A 15726-nucleotide genomic window follows, 5' to 3' on the forward strand; every position below is an offset into this window, starting at 1 on the left:
ATAGCTCTCCGGTAGAGATCAGTTGGTAGCAGGGGCCAGTTCGGGATTGCCGTTCTGACGGAAAGTAATCAGGGTCACCAGCAGGGCAAGTACTGCCAGTGCGGCTGCCGCGAGAGGAACGCTGGTCAGGCCGAAACCGTGGGCGATGACGCTGCCGCCGACCCAGGCACCCAGTGCGTTACCGATGTTGAAAGCGCCGATGTTCAGGGTCGACACCAGGTTCGGTGCGGCTTTGCCGTAGGTCACCACGTTCACTTGCAGGGCGGGCACGGCGGCAAAGCACGCAGTGGCCCAGAGGAACAGGGTGATTTCGGTTGGTATCAGCGCAACGCTGGTCCAGGTCAGTACGGTCGAGATCACCGCCATCGAGATAAAGACGCCGATCAATGTGGCGGCCATGCCTTTGTCCGCCAGTTTGCCGCCGATGATGTTGCCGACCGTCAGGCCCAGGCCGATGAGCATTAGGGTCCAGGTCACGCCTTTGGGCGAGACGCCAGTGACATCGCCGAGCAGCGGGGCGACGTAGGTGAACAGGGTGAATACCGAAGCTGCGAACAGCGCGGTCATGCTCAACGACAGCCAGATCCCGGCGCCTTTGAGGGCGCGCAGTTCGGCGCGCATGTCGAGTTTCTCTTCATCGCGCTTGGCTGGCAGGAAGCGGATCAGGCCGATCAATGCGATCACGCCAATCACGGTCACCGCCCAGAAGGTCGAACGCCAGCCGGCTTCCTGACCGAGTGCGGTGCCCAGCGGAACGCCGAGTACGTTGGCCAGGGTCAGGCCGGTGAACATCAAGGCTACGGCCGAAGCGCGCTTGTTCGCCGGCACCAGACCGGCCGCCACCACCGAACCGATACCGAAGAACGCACCGTGGCAGAGGGCGGTGACCACGCGGGCAAACATCAGCACGTTGTAGTCGGTAGCCATGGCACAGAGCAGGTTGCCAACGATGAAAATCCCCATCAACGCTACCAGCGCAGCCTTGCGCGGCAATCTGGAGGTGGCCAGTGCCATGAACGGCGCACCGATGGCCACGCCCAGGGCATAACCGGTCACCAGCCAGCCGGCGCCTGGGATCGACACACCGAGGTCGGCCGCCACATCGGGCAGCAAGCCCATGATGACGAACTCTGTGGTGCCGATGGCGAAGGCGCTCAAGGCCAGAATGAGTAGCGAGAGGGGCATTGTTCAGTTCCTTGTCGGAGCGCTGAGCTCCTTGACGATGGCGTCGAGGAACGCCTGAATCACGTCCTCGTTGCGTTTGAAGAAGTGCCATTGACCGGCTTTCTGGCTGCTGATCAGTCCCGCACGTTGCAAGGTCGCCAAATGGGCGGACACGGTCGACTGCGACAGGCCGCAGCGTTGATCGATCTGTCCGGCGCAAATACCGTACTCGTGGTTGTGGAGCTGTTCCGGGAACTGGGTTTTGGGATCTTTCAGCCAGATGAGGATGTCTCGGCGTACTGGGTGTGCCAGGGCTTTTATTATTTCGTCGAGGTCGATGGTCATGGTTTGGGCTCGTGATGAATAAAACGCTATATCGCGATGAGGCGAACTTTAAATCGGTACTTCGCGATATACCAATATGATTTTGGTCTGACGACCGAGTAATTCGGTATATCGGGTTATAACGATATTGAGGGCGTAGTGCTAAGCTGCGCGGCATGAACTATCTCGCACATCTGCACCTCGGTGGCCAGCGCCCCGGTCAATTGCTCGGCAGTCTGTATGGCGATTTCGTCAAAGGGCGGCTGCAAGGGCAGTTCGATCCGGAGATCGAAGCGGCCATCCAGCTGCATCGCAGCATCGATGTCTTTACCGACCGTCATCCGTTGGTGGACGTTTCGTTGTCACGGTTTTCCATGACCCGCCGGCGTTACGCCGGGATCGTGCTTGACGTGTTTTTCGACCATTGCCTGGCGCGGGACTGGACGTTGTACGCCGACCAGCCGCTGGAGCAATTCACTTCGGGTGTGTACCGGGTGCTGTCCGCCGAGGCGCAATTGCCGGAGCGTCTGGCGCAGATCGCGCCGCACATGGTCGCTAATGACTGGTTGGGTTCTTATCGGGAATTTGCGGTGCTGGAGCAGGTGCTGCGGGGGATTTCACGGCGGCTGACGCGGCCGGAGGAGCTGGCCGCAGCGATGCAGGAATTGCGGGTGTTGTATGAACCGTTGAGCGAGGACTTTCGGTTGTTCTATCCGCAGCTTCAGGATTTCGCGCAAACGAAGCAGATCTAATGTGGGAGCGGGCTTGCCCGCGATTGAGGTGGTTCAGTCAACATAGATGTTGGATGATCCGGCCTCATCGCGGGCAAGCCCGCTCCCACAGGGATATGTGTTCAAGCCGCGATTGCGGGGCGCAGAGGTTCCGGTTGGGCCTGCGGAATCACCCCAAACAACGCCTTCTGCACCGCCTGCTGCGCTTCAAACGCCAGCGCCGCACGCTCGCGACCTTCGCACGCGATCGGCTTGAGCAAATGAATCTCCACCTCACCCCGATCATGGGCAAACAAGCGCATCAAGTGCGAGAGCAAATCATCATCGCCAATGAACGGTGCCAGTGAATCGAGCTGCCCGTCGCGCAGATAACGAATCGCCACCGGCTGCAACTTCACTTCGGAGTCGATCGCCGCCGACAGCAATCGACCATGAAACGTGCGCAACGTGCGGCCATCGGTGGTAGTGCCTTCCGGGAACATCAGCAGCGGATGTTCCTGCTCCAGATGACGGGTCATCTGTTTGCGGATCAACTGGCTGTCGCCCGACCCTCGGCGAATGAACAAGCTGCCGGCCTTGGCCGCCAGCCAGCCCGCCACCGGCCAGGTGCGCACTTCGGCCTTGGACAGGAACGACAGCGGCGTGAGCATGCCTAGCAGCGGAATGTCGGTCCAGGACACATGGTTGCTGACCCAGAGCATCGGCGACTTCGGCAATTCACCGTGCACGGTCACGTGAAAGGGCAGGGCATTGCTCAGGCGCGCCATGAAAAATCGCGACCAGCGCTGGCGCCGGACCATCGAATGAGCAATCCCCAAACGTTCGAACAACCCGAACACCCCGGCCATGCTCAACCCCAGCGCCACCACCACCAACACTCGCGCAATCCGCGCGTAAATCCGCAGCCGACTCATCATACGGCCGCCTTGAAATGCTTGGCATAACGCGGGCAGAGCTCGTCGCGCTTGAGCAGGATGAATACGTCGGCGACCTGGAAGTCTTCGTCCCAGCACGGCTCGCCGCAGATCTTCGCGCCAAGGCGCATGTAGGCCTTGAGCAGCGGTGGCATTTCGGCGATGACGTTGGACGGGATGTCGAGGCTCGGCAGCGGTTTTTTCGGTTCTGCCCGCAGGTGTTCAGTGCACAGATAACGTTCGCGCAGGCGCTGCATGATCGCGTGGGCCTGAATGCCGCCGTCCTGCATCGGGATGCTCGCGCAACCCATCAAATAGCTGTAGCCGCCCTGGTTCAGGACTTCGGCCAGTTCGCCCCAGAGTACGGCGATGGTGCCGCCGTTGCGGTAGGCCGGGTCGACGCAAGTGCGGCCGATTTCCAGGATCGGGCCTTTGAGATGGACCAGGCCGTGCAGGCTGAATTCTTCTTCGCTGTAGAACTTGCCCAGGCTGCTGGCGGCGGTGTGGTCGAGCAAACGGGTGGTCGCCACCAGACGCCCGGTGTTCAAATCACGCACGCCGATGTGGGCGCAGTGAACATCATAGTCATCCATGTCCAGACCCAGCTCCGCGCCTTTCAGCTTGGCGTTGAATTCGCCGCTGAACACGTTGAAGCGCAGGGCCTGGGCTTCCTGCAAGGCCTCGGCGCCCACCAGGCGTTCGGCTTGCAGGCGGCGTTCATTGCCGGTGTCGCTGATGCGGGCGATCTGAGTCATTGCGAATCTCCGTACGGGCCGGTCACCCGTCTTGGGTTGCAGCCGATCGACTTTCTTTATGCAGCCGTGTTGTGCAAAGTCAGGCTATGTAGCCCCGGTGTCATCGCCATGAAGCTTTGGTGATGCTTATATGACAGCCTTTGAGGAGCCTCTTATGCTCTGGCAAAACCTGCTGCGCCGCTGTGAACGCCTGCCCGCCAACCCGGACCTGAGCGAGGGTTTCGCGACTTTGTTGCACCAGTTGGGCAACGTCACGCCGTTCGAACTGGCGGTGGCCGGCGGGCGTTTGATGTCAACGCCCGGGTTGGCGTTTCTGGTGGGCTATCAGGCAGCGTTGCGCATGCTCTGGCCGAGCGCACCGCCGAGCCTCGGCGCGTTGTGCGCGACCGAACAGCGCAGCCTGCGGGTAGCGGACATGCAGACCCGTCTGCGGGATTTGCGTCTGAGCGGGCGCAAGGATTTTGTCACCGCAGGCGATGCCGCCGATTGGCTGCTGATCGCTGCTCGCAGTGAAGCCCCCGATGAAAAACCGCGCCTGAGTCTGGCGGTGGTCTATCCCGATGAGCCGGGCGTGCGCCTGGAGAAACTACCGGCGATCCCGTTGATGCCAGACATCAGCCATGGTCGGCTGTTTCTCGATAACGCTCAGTGCGAACTGTTGGCGGGGGATGGCTGGGAGGCTTACATCAAACCATTCCGCACCCTTGAAGACATTTACGTGTTGAGCGCCATGACCGCCTGGCTGTACGGCATCGGTCAGGACAGCGACTGGCCGCAAGCCTTGCAACTGCGTTTGCTGGCGCTGCTGGCCGGGTGCGCGGAAGTCAGCCGGCAGGCGCCGAATAATCCGTCCGGGCATGTGTTGCTCGGTGGCTTGTTTGCGCAGTTCGATGGGCTCAAGGCCGAGCTGGCTCTGGCACTGGCCGATGGCCCGCAGCATTGGGCGCAGATGTGGCAGCGTGATCAGGGCGTGATGGAGTTGGCGGCGGGGGCGCGGGGGAAGCGGTTGGCCAAGGCACTCGCGGGTTCTTCGCTGGATTGACCGGCCCCTTCGCGGGCAAGCCCGCTCCCACAGTGAGCGGTGTGCGACACAGATGGTGAGCAACACACAATCCCTGTGGGAGCGGGCTTGCCCGCGAAGACGACCTCATTGGCAACACAAATCCCGGAACTGTCATCAATGGCGACTAGGCTCAGCAGGTCCATCCCTCCGAGCCCCCACCATGTTCAAAGGCTTGTCCCTGATTGCAGGGCTGTTGCTCAGCCTCACGGCCCACGCCGAATACTGGCCTGCCGAGCAATGGTCAACCGGTCCGACAGTCAGCGGGCCGGCGCTTCAAGCGCTGGAGACTTACGCCTTCCCACCCCGTGATGAGGCCACCCGACAAGGCATCCGCACCGACGCCTTGCTGGTGATCCGCGACGGTCAACTGATCTACGAACGCTACGCCGGGCCGACCACCGCCGACACCCCGCACCTGACCTGGTCCATCAGCAAAAGCCTGATGGCCACGCTCCTCGGCGTGGCTTATGGCGAAGGTCTGTTCAAGCTCCAGGACCCGGTGCAGACATTTTATCCACCGCTGCAAAAACACCCGACGATGACCATGGCCGACCTGCTGCATTGGGCCTCGGGTCTGGACTGGCAGGAAGACTATGAATACGCGCCGTTGAAATCCTCGGTGGTCGCGATGCTCTACACCCGTGGCCACCCGGACATGGCCGCGTTCACCGCCGATCACCGTGAATACGCCAAACCCGGTCAGGCATTCCGCTACTCCAGCGGTGACAGCAATTTGTTATCCGCTGCACTGAAAACCATCGTCGGCCCGACCCGCTATCCGGACTATCCATGGACGGCTTTGTTCGAACCCTTGGGGATTAGCAGCGCGGTGTGGGAAACGGATGCCACGGGTACGTTTGTTGCCTCGTCCTATGTCTACCTCACCGCCAGAGACCTGGCCCGCATCGGGCTATTGATGGCGCGCGACGGCCGTTGGGGTGAGCGGCAATTGCTGCCCAGGGACTGGGTCACGTTCAACCGCGAACCGTTCGCCCGCTATCAAGCCAATCAAGACGAGGCTGTGCCCGGCGGCCATTGGTGGCTTAACCGCGCGGTGGAAGGCGCCGCAAAACCCTGGCCCGATGCACCTGCCGACACCTTCGCCGCGTTGGGTCATTGGGGGCAGGCGATGTACGTGATTCCCGGCGAAAACCTGGTGATCGTTCGTTACGGCGATGACCGCGACGGCAGCTACCGGCACAACGATTTGCTCAGACTCGTGCTCCAGGCATTTGCTGCGAAGGTGCAGCCATGAAGCGTCGCAGCTTTGTTCGTCGTCGACCGCTCGGCACGCTGTTGTTGATCCTGCTGATCGCCTTGCTCGGCTGGATCTGGCAAGAGCGCGTGGCGCTGGGGGCCTTCCCGGACATCATCAGCGCCTACACCGCCAAGGAATATTGTTCGTGCCGTTACGTGATGAACAACCCGGCGGAGTACTGCCGCGGCTACGTGAAGCAGTGGCTGCCGACCAGCGGCTTTACCGATGACGCCACAAGTAAGCGCGTCACCGTCAGCGGCATGGGACGCAGCAACAGCGCGCAATGGATCAGCGAACGCCAGGGCTGCCGCTTATCACCTTGAAACGCCACTTTCCCTGTAGCAGCTGGCGAAGCCTGCGTTCGGCGGCGCAGCCGTCGTAAAACCACGCTCTGCGGTGTTTCAGAAAGAGCAAGGTGGCTGGATTGGCGACGGCTGCGCCGCCGAACGCAGGCTTCGCCAGCTGCTACACGTTTGCAATTGGCTCGCGGGCGGTTAAGGTTCGTGCAGGTTTATCTGCCCCACGAGTCTCTATGTTCAACCGCTTCCTCTGCAAAACCCTCGCCTCCCTGCTGCTGGCCGGTGTCACCGTGTCGGCCCAGGCCAATTGGTACCTCGACGGTGAGTCATCGCGGCTGTCATTCATCAGCACCAAAAACACCAATATTTCCGAGGTGCAACGCTTTCTGGTGCTGCACGGAAAGGTCAGCCCTAAAGGCCTGGCCGAGGTGGAAGTCGAGATGGACTCGGTCAACAGTGGCATCCCGCTGCGCGATGAACGCATGCGCAAGGACCTGTTTGAGATCCAGACGTTTCCCCAAGCGCTGATCACCACGCAGATCGATCTGCGGCCGATCAACGATCTGGCGCCCGGCGCGCAACTTGAATTGCGCCTGCCGCTGACCGTCAACCTGCATGGCAAACAACACGAATACAACGCCGAACTGCTGGCGACTCGTCTCGATGACCGGCGCTTCCAGGTGGTAACCCTCGAACCGCTGATCATCAATGCCGCGGATTTCGACCTGGCCCCCGGGCTGGAAAGTTTGCGCAAGGTCGCCGGTTTGTCGGCCATCAGTTTGTCGGTGCCGGTGGGTGCGGTACTGATTTTCACGGCGCGCTGACATGGCTGGCGCAATTTTCCCCTGGCGTGAAGGCAACCGTTTTGAACTGTTGATCGACGGGCCGCAGTTTTTCCCGCGGATGTTGGTCGCGATTGCCCGCGCCGAAGAGCAGGTCGAACTGGAGTTGTACCTGGTGGAGGCGGGAGCCTGTGCCGAAGCGATGGTTCAGGCGTTGGTCCAGGCTGCCGAACGAGGCGTGCGCGTGCGCTGCCTGTTCGATGATTACGGCAGCCTCGCGTTCACCCTGACCTTGCGTCAGCGTCTGATGGCGGCGGGTGTTGAGCTGCGTTTTTACAATCGCCTGAGCTGGCGGCGCTGGTTGGGCAACTTCTACCGCGATCACCGCAAGTTGCTGCTGGTCGATCAGAGCATGGCCGTGGTGGGCGGTACCGGGGTGACCGATGAATTCTGGACACCGGGCGAAGACACCAGCGAATGGCACGAAGTGATGGTGGAAATCACCGGGCCCTTGGTCATCGACTGGCAGTTACTGTTCGACCGCCAATGGATCGCCAACCGTCATCGGCGCGCCTGGAAACCTTCTGCTCATTTCGGCTTGCCGCGTCTGCCACGCGTGCCGTCCATGGGCGAGGGCATGGGCCGGGTCGCCTATGCCGACGCCCGCCAGCACCGGGACATCCTGCAATCATTGACTCGCGCTCTGAACAGCGGCCAACGGCGAATCTGGCTGGCGACGCCGTATTTCCTGCCGACCTGGAAAGTCCGTCGTTCACTGCGCCGGGCTGCCGCCCGCGGTGTCGATGTGCGCCTGCTGCTGACCGGGCCACGCACCGATCACCCGTCGGTGCGCTACGCCGGACATCGCTACTACCCGCGATTGCTCAAGGCCGGGGTGGCGATCTTCGAATACCAGCCGTGTTTCCTGCACTTGAAAATGGTCCTGGTCGACGACTGGGTGAGCATCGGCTCGTGCAATTTCGATCACTGGAATTTGCGCTTCAACCTGGAAGCCAACCTTGAGGCGCTGGACGCGGGACTGACGCGGGCGGTGGCGGCGAGTTTCCAGCGGGACTTTGCGCAGAGCCAGGAAGTCAGCCTGGACGCATGGCAACGCCGGCCGCTGTGGCGGCGGGTGAAGCAAAGGGTGTGGGGATGGGTGGATCGGCTGGTGGTGAATCTGCTGGATCGACGGGGCTGAGCTCAATCCTCGAATTCACTGAAATCTAATGTGGGAGCGAGCCTGCTCGCGATGGCGGCATAACATTCTACAAAGATGCTGAATGTTATGGCCTCATCGCGAGCAGGCTCGCTCCCACAGTTTTATTGCGGTGTTTCAGGGATTACAGCAACTCGAAGCTCTGCTGCGTCACGTCCTTGGAATCCAGGCCGATCTCCACATTGAACTTGCCCGGCTCGGCAGCGAACTTGAGCTGGGTGTTGTAGAACTTCAGGTCATCTTCGGTGATGGTAAAGCGCACGACTTTCTGTTCGCCGGCCTTGAGCATGACTTTCTGGAAGTTCTTCAGTTCCTTGATCGGGCGGATCATCGAGCCGGTCACGTCCTGGATGTACAACTGCACCACGGTTTCGCCGTCACGCTTGCCGGTGTTTTTCACCATGACGCTGGCGTCGAGCTTGCCGGTTTTGTTCAGTGTGGTCGACGACAGCGCCATGTCGCTCAGGCTGAAATCGGTGTAGCTCAGACCGAAGCCGAACGGGAACAGCGGCCCGGTGGTGTCATCGAAATACTGCGAGGTGTAGTTGCCCGGTTTGCCCGGCGTGAACGGCCGGCCAATGCTCAGGTGGTTGTAGTAGGTCGGAATCTGACCCACCGAACGCGGGAAGGTGATCGGCAGTTTGCCCGACGGGTTGTAGTCGCCGAACAGCACGTCAGCGATAGCGTTGCCGCCTTCGGTGCCGCTGAACCAGGTTTCCAGGATCGCGTCGGCCTGTTCCTTCTCTTCGAGAATCGACAACGGACGGCCGTTCATCAACACCAGTACCAGCGGTTTGCCAGTAGCCTTCAGGGCCTTGATCAAGTCGCGCTGGTTGGACGGGATGTTCAGGTCGGTGCGGCTCGACGATTCGTGGGACATGCCACGGGACTCGCCTACCGCGGCCACTACCACATCGGCATCCTTGGCGGCTTTCACCGCTTCGTCGATCAGCACTTGGGCCGAACGCGGATCGTCCACCACTTCCGGTGCGTCGAAGTTGAGGAAGTTCAGGTAATCCAGGATCTCCTTGTCGCTGGTAATGTTGGCGCCACGGGCGTAGATCAGCGTCGATTGCCCGCCCAGTGCCGTGGTCATGCCGTCGAACAGGGTGACCGATTGCGCCGGGCGGCCGGCGGCGGCCCAGCTGCCCATCATGTCGATCGGTGCCTTGGCCAGCGGGCCGACCAGGGCGATTTTCGCGGTTTTCTTCAGCGGCAGGGTTTCACCCTGGTTCTTCAGCAACACCATGCTGCGGCGCGCAACATCACGGGCCTCGGCGCGGTGCAGGCGGCTTTCGGCGTACGTGTCGACCGGATCATCCTCAGCCTTGCCGATGCGCAGGTACGGGTCCTTGAACAGGCCCATGTCGTACTTGGCGGCGAGTACCTCACGCACGGCGTTGTCGATGTCGCTTTGCTGAATCTCACCCGCCTTCAACAACCCCGGCAGCTCTTTGCCGTAGAGGGTGTCGTTCATGCTCATGTCGATGCCGGCCTTGATCGCCAGCTTCGCGGCCTCGCGACCGTCACGGGCGACGCCGTGTTTGATCAGCTCGAAAATCGCCCCGTGGTCGCTGACGGCCAGGCCCTTGAAGCCCCATTGCTTGCGCAGCAGGTCGTTCATCAGCCAGGTGTTAGCGGTGGCCGGCACGCCATTGATCGAGTTCAGCGCGACCATTACCCCGCCAGCACCAGCGTCGATAGCCGCACGGTACGGTGGCAGGTAGTCCTGGAACATCTTGACCGGGCTCATGTCGACGACGTTGTAGTCGCGACCGCCCTCGACCGCGCCGTACAGGGCAAAGTGCTTGACGCTGGCCATGATGCTGTCGGCCGCGTTCGCGCCCGTGCCCTGGAAGGCCTTGACCATCACGCCGGCAATGCGCGACACCAGGTACGTGTCTTCGCCGAAGCCTTCGGAAGTCCGGCCCCAGCGCGGGTCGCGGGAGATGTCGACCATCGGCGCGAAGGTGATGTCGAGGCTGTCTGCCGCCGCTTCCTTGGCGGCGATGCGCCCGGACAGGCCGATGGCGTCCATGTCCCAACTCGAGGCCAGGGCAATCGGAATCGGGAAAATGGTGCGATGGCCGTGGATCACGTCATAGGCGAAGAACATCGGGATCTTCAACCGGCTGCGCATGGCCGCGTCCTGCATCGGACGGTTTTCCGGGCGGGTGATCGAGTTGAACGTGCCACCAATGTTGCCGGCGGCGATTTCCTTGCGGATCATCTCCCGTGGCATTTCCGGGCCGATGCTGATCAGGCGCAACTGGCCGATCTTTTCATCGAGGGTCATTTGCTTCATCAGGTTGCTGATGAACGCGTCCTTGTTTTCCAGAGGTGTGGGCGTCGTAGCGGCCAATACGTTATGACTGGCCAGGCTGACGAACAGGCCCAGCAAACACAGCTTCTTCATGAATAGTTTTCTCAAAAGCCAAAACGGCAGTGAATACGCGCCGGTCAGCCAAAATTTAGGGAGCGACTATTGTTGTTCAGGTAAATGCAGCACACTTCGGCGTGTTTTCGCGCTGGGGCATCTTTTAGCCCATCGGCTCGATGCAATCCAGTAGCGGCGGCAGATTATGCCCCAAGAGCCGGGTTCAAAGTTCGAAGGTTGTTTTTCAACGGAATGTGCAAGGGAGCATCAACCAGATGAATGTACGACACCACTATCGGTCGAGCCTGCAAGTTGCAGCCTTGATATTGCTGACCACACTGCTGGCCGGCTGCGGCATCAATACGATTCCGACCCTCGACGAACAGGCCAAGGCCGCGTGGGGCCAGGTGCAGAACCAGTACCAGCGCCGCGCCGACCTGATTCCCAACCTGGTGGAAACCGTCAAGGGTTACGCCCAGCATGAGCAGGAAACCCTGACCGCGGTGATCGAAGCCCGGGCCAAGGCCACCTCCATTCAAGTGGATGCCAGCACGCTGGACAACCCGGAAAAGCTCAAGCAGTTCCAGCAGGCCCAGGATCAGCTGACCGGTGCCTTGAGCCGCCTGATGGTGGTGTCCGAGCGTTACCCGGACCTCAAGGCCAACCAGAACTTCCTGGCGTTGCAATCGCAACTCGAAGGCACCGAGAACCGCATCGCCGTGGCGCGTCGGGACTTCATCCTCGCCGTGCAGAAATACAACACGGAACTGCGTACCTTTCCCGGTCGCCTGTGGCACACCGTGATGTACAGCGATTTGCCGATCCGCGAAACCTTCGAGGCCACCAGCCCCGATGCGGAAAAAGCCCCTCAAGTGAAGTTCCAGTAAGCGCCGCAAGGGGCTTGAAGCGTCACCAAGGATGAGGTTGCCAATGCGTGTGTTGAAAGTTGGCCTGGTGCTGTTGCTCTGGGTATTTGCCCTGACGGCCCAGGCTGCGTTGAAGTTTCCGGAACTGACCGGACGGGTCGTCGATAACGCGCAGATGATCGAGCCTGCGGTGCGTGAGCAGCTGACGCAACAGCTTCAGGCTCATGAAAAAGCCACTGGCGAGCAGCTGGTGGTGGTCACTCTGCCGGATTTGCAGGGCACCGACATTGCCGACTTCGGTTATCAACTGGGGCGCTATTGGGGCATCGGCCAGAAGGACAAGAACAACGGCGCGCTGCTGATCGTGGCGCGTGACGATCGCAAGCTGCGGATTGAAGTCGGTTATGGCCTGGAAGATCGGCTGACCGATGCGCAGAGCTCGGTGATCATCAATCAGGTGATCACCCCGGCATTCAAGACCGGCAACTTCAGCAAGGGCATCAGCGACGGAATCGCGGCGATGCTCGTGGTGCTGGGCGGCAATCCGCTGGATGAGCCATCCACGGTGTATGACTCCGGCGGCAATCAGGAAAGCGACTTCCTCTCACGTCATCCGGGGATCTTCGTGTTTCTGGTGATGCTGTTCATCCTGACGATGTTTGTCTGCCAGATGCTCGGGATCCTGCCCAGCGGCGGCGGCCGGGGCGGTTCGAGCGGCGGGTTCGGCGGTGGAGGCTTTGGCGGCGGTGGAGGCGGGGGCTTCAGCGGCGGCGGGGGCAGTTTCGGGGGCGGCGGTTCGTCGGGCGGCTGGTGATCACACAACAATAGCGAGTGGGCATTCTTAAACATGGCATTACTGACTGAACACGAACAACGCAAGGTTGCCGAGGCGATTGCCCGGGTCGAGCGCGACACCGACGCCGAACTGGTCACCGTGCTCGCGGCCCGCGCCGACGACTACGCGTACATTCCGCTGCTCTGGGCCAGCCTGCTGGCGCTGGTCGTGCCGGGTATCGTGCATTACCTGACCGGCTGGCTGACCATGCACAGCTTGCTGCTGGTGCAATGGATCTCCTTCATCGTGCTGTGCCTGGTGTTCAGGATTCCAAAAATCACCACGCACCTGGTCCCGCGCTCGGTCCGTCACTGGCGCGCCTCGAACCTGGCGCGCCGGCAGTTTCTGGAGCAAAACCTGCACCACACGGTGGGCAGCACCGGGATGCTGATATTTGTCTGCGAAGCCGAGCGTTATGTGGAAATTCTGGTGGATGAGGGGATTTCGAAACGGCTGGACAACAAGAACTGGGATGAAATTGTGGCGGCGTTCACTCAGCAGGTGAAGCAGGGGCAGACGTTGCAGGGGTTTGTGACGTGTGTGGAGGCGTGTGGCGAGTTGCTCAAGGTGCATGTGCCGGTGACGCATGTGCGGAATGAGCTGCCGAATCGGTTGGTGGTTTTAGGCTGATTTCAGCAGCGACGCATCCCTTGTAGCAGCTGGCGAAGCCTGCGTTCGGCTGCGCAGCAGTCGTGAATTCGGTATTCACGGTCTTCCTGATGCACCGCGTATGCTGATTTTACGACTGCTGCGCAGCCGAACGCAGGCTTCGCCAGCTGCTACAGGTCGCACCGTTCGGGAAATTACCCGTGCCCTCAATCCCCATCCCCCCTAAAATACCCGCCATTCCCCGATCCGCACCGCCCGAGGCCGTTTTCCCCATGTCTGTCACCGCCACTCCCGCCAGCCTCGTGCCGGATCATCACGCCCAGTTCATCGACCTGTTGCAATCCAGCGTTGACCAGAACGCCTTCATCAAACTGGTGCTGGCCAAGTACGTCGGCACTGAAGTGGACTTGCAGCGGCTGATCATCAAGCAACTGACGGTCAAGGATCAGCCCTGCCTGTCCTTCGTTTACCGCTACAAGACGCGCGACATCACCAAGAATTTGCCGGTTGCCGAGGGCGTAGCGACCATCGCCGCACTCTTGCCGGCATCGTTCAAAAATGCGCATTTGCTGTCGCTGACGGATGAAGCTCAGCTGGAATACAGCAAAAAGGGCAAGTCTTCGCTGTTCAAGAGCAAACCTCAGCAATTGCGTGAGGTGCCGTCCGCTGAGCATAACCGCGAGAAGAACCGCTTTCTCGACCTGAGCCGGCCGTTCCTCGCTGACCTTGGTGTGACGAACAGCAAGCACGAGCTGATCCCGGCGATGTCGCGCAAGTGGAAGCAGATCAACAAGTTCATCGAAGTCTTCAGCCATGCGCTGACCACCTCTCCGCTGGCGCTGGACAAACCGGTTCAGGTGGCGGACTTCGGCTCGGGCAAGGGTTACCTGACGTTCGCGATCCATGACTACCTGCGCAACACCTTGAAGGCCGAAGGCATGGTGACCGGCGTCGAGTTGCGCCAAGAGATGGTGGATTTGTGCAATGCCGCGGCCGCAAAACTCGAGCATCCAGGGCTGGTGTTCAAGTGCGGTGACGTACGCAGCGTGGCGCCGAGCGAGCTGGACGTGATGATCGCGCTGCATGCCTGCGACATCGCCACCGACTATGCGATTCACACCGGCATCCGTTCCGGCGCCTCGATCATCATGTGCTCGCCGTGCTGCCACAAACAGATCCGCCTGCAGATCCAGAGCCCGGCGCTGCTCAAGCCGATGCTGCAATACGGTCTGCATTTGGGCCAGCAAGCGGAAATGGTCACCGACAGTTTGCGCGCGTTGTTCCTCGAAGCCTGCGGTTACGAGACCAAGGTGTTCGAGTTCATCTCACTGGACCACACCAACAAGAACAAGATGATCCTGGCGGTCAAACGCGCCGAACCGGTTGATCCGGCCCAGCTGTTGGTGAAGATTCAGGAGCTGAAGGATTTCTACCACATCAGCGAACATTGCCTGGAAACCCTGCTGCGGGCTGACGGCTACCTCTGATCACAATCCCTGTAGGAGCAAGCTTTGCTCCTGCCGGGCCGGGGTCAGGCTGTAGCAATCTGCGCTGGCTTGACGGTGGTCTTGCGTCCCAGCATCACCGTCACGATCACCCCGCCGGCAAACAGCCAGGTGATCGGCTCGACGTGTTCGCCGAAGAACAACGCCGAAAAAGCGATGGTGAAGAAGATCTGCAACAGCTGGATCTGACTGACCCGGGCAATCCCCCCCATCGCCAACCCGGCGTACCACGCAAAAAAACCGATGAACTGCGAGAACAGCGAGACGTAACCAAACGCCCACCAGGTCCTGGCCGAAATCTCGCCCTGATGTTGCAGCGCCAGGTACAGCACCGGCCCGATCAGCAACGGCGTCGACAGCACCAACGCCCAACAGATCACCTGCCAACCGCCCATCTCCTTGGCCAATCGGCCGCCCTCGGCGTACCCCAAACCGCCCACGGCAATCGCCCCAAGCATCAGCAAATCACCGGCCTGAATGCTGCCGGCCCCGCTGATCAGCGCATAACCCAGCACCAGCGCACTGCCCAGTGCGGCGCAGGCCCAGAAGGCTTTCGACGGGCGTTCGTGGGACAACCACGCGGCGTACAGCGCCACGCACAACGGCTGTAAGCCGTTAACCAATGCACCGTGGGACGCCGGCAAGGTTTGCATGGCCCAGGCCGACAACACCGGGAAGCCGAGAATCACACCGGCGATCACCAGGGTCAGGCCTTTGATCTGTTTCCAGGTCGGCCATTTTTCCCGACGCCACAGCAACAACATCGCCGCCGGAACCGCCGCGAACAGTGCTCGGCCCAAGCCGTTGAGCAGCGGATGGAGTTCCTGCACGACGATCCGTGTGAAGGGCAGGGTGAGGCTGAAGATCACAACGCCGAGCAGGCCGAGGGCCATGCCGGTGTTTTCGCGCGAGGACATGATGGCAACCAGAATCGAGGGTGGCGGGAAGGCCTTCATCTAGCCATAAACCCGGCGTTTGCTGCTGTTACAGCTAGGCGCAGAGTTATCCGTACAGTTTGAGGGCGT

General features: G+C 60.9%; 16 protein-coding genes. 10 read left to right on the plus strand and 6 right to left on the minus strand.

Going from position 1 to position 15726, the window contains the following annotated elements:
- Nucleotides 1-18 precede the first annotated feature (18 nt).
- Nucleotides 19-1185, minus strand: a complete 1167-nt coding sequence (locus BLW70_RS11695; protein WP_074874209.1) for an MFS transporter — start codon at nucleotides 1183-1185, stop codon at nucleotides 19-21.
- Nucleotides 1186-1188: 3 nt separating this feature from the next.
- Nucleotides 1189-1509 (minus strand): ArsR/SmtB family transcription factor, encoded by a 321-nt coding sequence (locus tag BLW70_RS11700; RefSeq protein WP_074874210.1) that lies wholly within the window; start codon nucleotides 1507-1509, stop codon nucleotides 1189-1191.
- 155 nt (nucleotides 1510-1664) lie between these two features.
- Here BLW70_RS11700 and BLW70_RS11705 point away from each other — a divergent pair, with 155 nt between their 5' ends.
- On the plus strand, nucleotides 1665-2240 hold the full coding sequence (locus tag BLW70_RS11705; protein WP_074874211.1) for an acyl carrier protein phosphodiesterase: 576 nt from the start codon (nucleotides 1665-1667) through the stop codon (nucleotides 2238-2240).
- A gap of 101 nt (nucleotides 2241-2341) precedes the next feature.
- Here the strand turns inward: BLW70_RS11705 and BLW70_RS11710 are convergent, their stop codons facing one another.
- The gene (locus BLW70_RS11710; RefSeq protein ID WP_074874212.1) at nucleotides 2342-3133 is read right to left on the minus strand and encodes a lysophospholipid acyltransferase family protein; all 792 of its coding nucleotides are present in this window, start codon (nucleotides 3131-3133) and stop codon (nucleotides 2342-2344) included.
- Nucleotides 3133-3888, minus strand: a complete 756-nt coding sequence (gene olsB / locus BLW70_RS11715; RefSeq protein WP_008152922.1) for an L-ornithine N(alpha)-acyltransferase — start codon at nucleotides 3886-3888, stop codon at nucleotides 3133-3135. The genes BLW70_RS11710 and olsB overlap by 1 nt, the downstream gene beginning before the upstream one ends.
- Nucleotides 3889-4042: 154 nt before the next feature.
- Between olsB and BLW70_RS11720 the strand changes: the two genes are divergently transcribed.
- The 5 genes from BLW70_RS11720 to BLW70_RS11740 all read left to right on the plus strand — a co-directional run bounded on the left by BLW70_RS11720 (nucleotide 4043) and on the right by BLW70_RS11740 (nucleotide 8491).
- The gene (locus tag BLW70_RS11720; RefSeq protein WP_074874214.1) at nucleotides 4043-4930 is read left to right on the plus strand and encodes an acyl-CoA dehydrogenase middle domain-containing protein; all 888 of its coding nucleotides are present in this window, start codon (nucleotides 4043-4045) and stop codon (nucleotides 4928-4930) included.
- A gap of 181 nt (nucleotides 4931-5111) precedes the next feature.
- Entirely contained in the window at nucleotides 5112-6206 is a 1095-nt protein-coding gene (locus BLW70_RS11725) for a serine hydrolase domain-containing protein (protein ID WP_074874216.1), read from the plus strand.
- On the plus strand, nucleotides 6203-6532 hold the full coding sequence (locus BLW70_RS11730) for an amidase (protein ID WP_074874218.1): 330 nt from the start codon (nucleotides 6203-6205) through the stop codon (nucleotides 6530-6532). Before BLW70_RS11725 ends, BLW70_RS11730 begins: the two co-directional genes overlap by 4 nt.
- A gap of 209 nt (nucleotides 6533-6741) precedes the next feature.
- The gene (locus tag BLW70_RS11735) at nucleotides 6742-7332 is read left to right on the plus strand and encodes a YceI family protein (protein ID WP_074874219.1); all 591 of its coding nucleotides are present in this window, start codon (nucleotides 6742-6744) and stop codon (nucleotides 7330-7332) included.
- Nucleotide 7333: 1 nt separating this feature from the next.
- Nucleotides 7334-8491 (plus strand): phospholipase D-like domain-containing protein, encoded by a 1158-nt coding sequence (locus BLW70_RS11740; RefSeq protein ID WP_074874220.1) that lies wholly within the window; start codon nucleotides 7334-7336, stop codon nucleotides 8489-8491.
- A gap of 142 nt (nucleotides 8492-8633) precedes the next feature.
- Here BLW70_RS11740 and bglX read toward each other — a convergent pair whose 3' ends face one another.
- Nucleotides 8634-10925, minus strand: coding sequence for a beta-glucosidase BglX (gene bglX / locus BLW70_RS11745; RefSeq protein ID WP_074874221.1), 2292 nt, complete (start codon nucleotides 10923-10925; stop codon nucleotides 8634-8636).
- A 236-nt stretch (nucleotides 10926-11161) separates the two neighbouring features.
- Between bglX and BLW70_RS11750 the strand changes: the two genes are divergently transcribed.
- The 4 genes from BLW70_RS11750 (at nucleotide 11162) to BLW70_RS11765 (ending at nucleotide 14683) form a co-directional block, all read left to right on the plus strand.
- Nucleotides 11162-11773 (plus strand): LemA family protein, encoded by a 612-nt coding sequence (locus BLW70_RS11750; RefSeq protein WP_074874222.1) that lies wholly within the window; start codon nucleotides 11162-11164, stop codon nucleotides 11771-11773.
- Nucleotides 11774-11816: 43 nt separating this feature from the next.
- Nucleotides 11817-12566, plus strand: coding sequence for a TPM domain-containing protein (locus tag BLW70_RS11755; RefSeq protein ID WP_074874223.1), 750 nt, complete (start codon nucleotides 11817-11819; stop codon nucleotides 12564-12566).
- 33 nt (nucleotides 12567-12599) lie between these two features.
- On the plus strand, nucleotides 12600-13217 hold the full coding sequence (locus BLW70_RS11760; protein WP_074874224.1) for a TPM domain-containing protein: 618 nt from the start codon (nucleotides 12600-12602) through the stop codon (nucleotides 13215-13217).
- Between the two features lie 251 nt (nucleotides 13218-13468).
- The gene (locus tag BLW70_RS11765; protein WP_074874225.1) at nucleotides 13469-14683 is read left to right on the plus strand and encodes a class I SAM-dependent methyltransferase; all 1215 of its coding nucleotides are present in this window, start codon (nucleotides 13469-13471) and stop codon (nucleotides 14681-14683) included.
- Between the two features lie 44 nt (nucleotides 14684-14727).
- Here the strand turns inward: BLW70_RS11765 and BLW70_RS11770 are convergent, their stop codons facing one another.
- The gene (locus BLW70_RS11770) at nucleotides 14728-15618 is read right to left on the minus strand and encodes a DMT family transporter (RefSeq protein ID WP_074880512.1); all 891 of its coding nucleotides are present in this window, start codon (nucleotides 15616-15618) and stop codon (nucleotides 14728-14730) included.
- Between the last annotated feature and the right edge of the window lie 108 nt (nucleotides 15619-15726).

The organism is Pseudomonas frederiksbergensis, assembly GCF_900105495.1.
Lineage (GTDB): Bacteria > Pseudomonadota > Gammaproteobacteria > Pseudomonadales > Pseudomonadaceae > Aquipseudomonas > Aquipseudomonas frederiksbergensis.